The sequence below is a fragment of the Halospina sp. K52047b genome, assembly GCF_008709855.1.
Classification (GTDB): domain Bacteria; phylum Pseudomonadota; class Gammaproteobacteria; order Pseudomonadales; family Oleiphilaceae; genus Halospina; species Halospina utahensis_B.
The window spans coordinates 1-1056 of sequence record NZ_VYJH01000032.1; the positions used below are offsets into that span (position 1 = coordinate 1).

Consider the following 1056-nt stretch of genomic DNA (forward strand, 5'->3'; position numbering starts at 1 on the left):
GCTGGAGGTCTGGCGCCGAGAGCCACCGGCTTCGGACCGAGCGTCATTCTCGTCTTCGGGGTCTGGCGCCTGCGGGGCCTCATCCATCTCAGCGGCCAGCGTTTCCGCTTCGTTGAAGAACATGTCTGCCTGCTCAACGCGATGCTTCTCGGAGGAGGGCCCGAAGCGGTTCTCGATCAGTAGCCGCAGTTGCTCGAATAGGTCGCGTTTGGCCTGTTCCAGTGATTCGGTCTTGCGCTCCAGTGAACGGTACTGCTTTTTCAACGACTGATTGTGCTTGGCCAACCGGGCGTTTTCGGCCTGCTGATCCTGCAGCTGGCGCTGCAGTTCGGCAACGGTGGAAGCGGGGCTGGAGGCGGCGTCTGACATGAGGCTATTATACTAAATGGCCCATCAATCAGCCACTTGAAATCACCCGACGGTATCAAAAATCAGCTCCTGATGCGGCCTCATCCGGGCGATGTCATACCCATCCAGAAGCCAGTTCAGTTGCTGGCCCGTCAGCGCCATCGGCGAGCCATCCGAGCACTCCGGCCACTTGAACCGCTCCTGCTCCAGACGCTTGTACCACACCACAAAACCGTTGCGCTCCCAGGCCAGGATCTTGACCTTGTCGCGCTGGCGGTTGCAGAACACGAACACCGCTGGCTCGAAGGGGTTGAGCTCCATCGCTTCCTGCACCAGCAGCGCCAGCCCGTCGATGGACTTGCGCATGTCCACCACGTCCCGGCACAGATAGACGGCCACATCGGTTGCCGGGCGGATCACGAGACCACCTCAACACGGACAAACCGATCCGGGCGGTGTTGGGGCGGCAGCTCAATGTGCTGGATGGCCAGACGCTGGCGCCACTGCATGAGATCGGAGAAATCGAGTTGCTGCTGTTCGGCATAAACACTCAGGCTTTGCCCCAACGAGTAGGCCCGGAACAGGTGCCCCAGCCAGAACGCCTGGGTGTCGGTCAGTCGGTGCGTCATGATTACCTCCGTTGAAACCACGGAGGCAGTCTGGCGAATCCGGCTCAGGCCGTTAAGATGGGGTTCGTGGACCGCTTAC

3 protein-coding genes are annotated in these 1056 nt (G+C 60.7%); all 3 read right to left on the reverse strand.

Features of this window, described 5'->3' with window-relative positions:
- Positions 1-369 (reverse strand): IS66 family transposase (locus tag F3089_RS15740; RefSeq protein WP_502707354.1); only part of this gene is annotated, 369 nt, incomplete at its 3' end.
- Positions 370-411: 42 nt separating this feature from the next.
- Positions 412-768 carry an IS66 family insertion sequence element accessory protein TnpB gene (gene tnpB / locus F3089_RS15745; RefSeq protein ID WP_151441729.1) on the reverse strand — a complete coding sequence of 119 codons (357 nt, stop codon included), beginning with the start codon at positions 766-768 and terminating at the stop codon, positions 412-414.
- Complete coding sequence (locus tag F3089_RS15750; RefSeq protein ID WP_151441730.1) at positions 765-977, reverse strand: hypothetical protein; 213 nt, start codon at positions 975-977, stop codon at positions 765-767. Before F3089_RS15750 ends, tnpB begins: the two co-directional genes overlap by 4 nt.
- Positions 978-1056 lie beyond the last annotated feature (79 nt).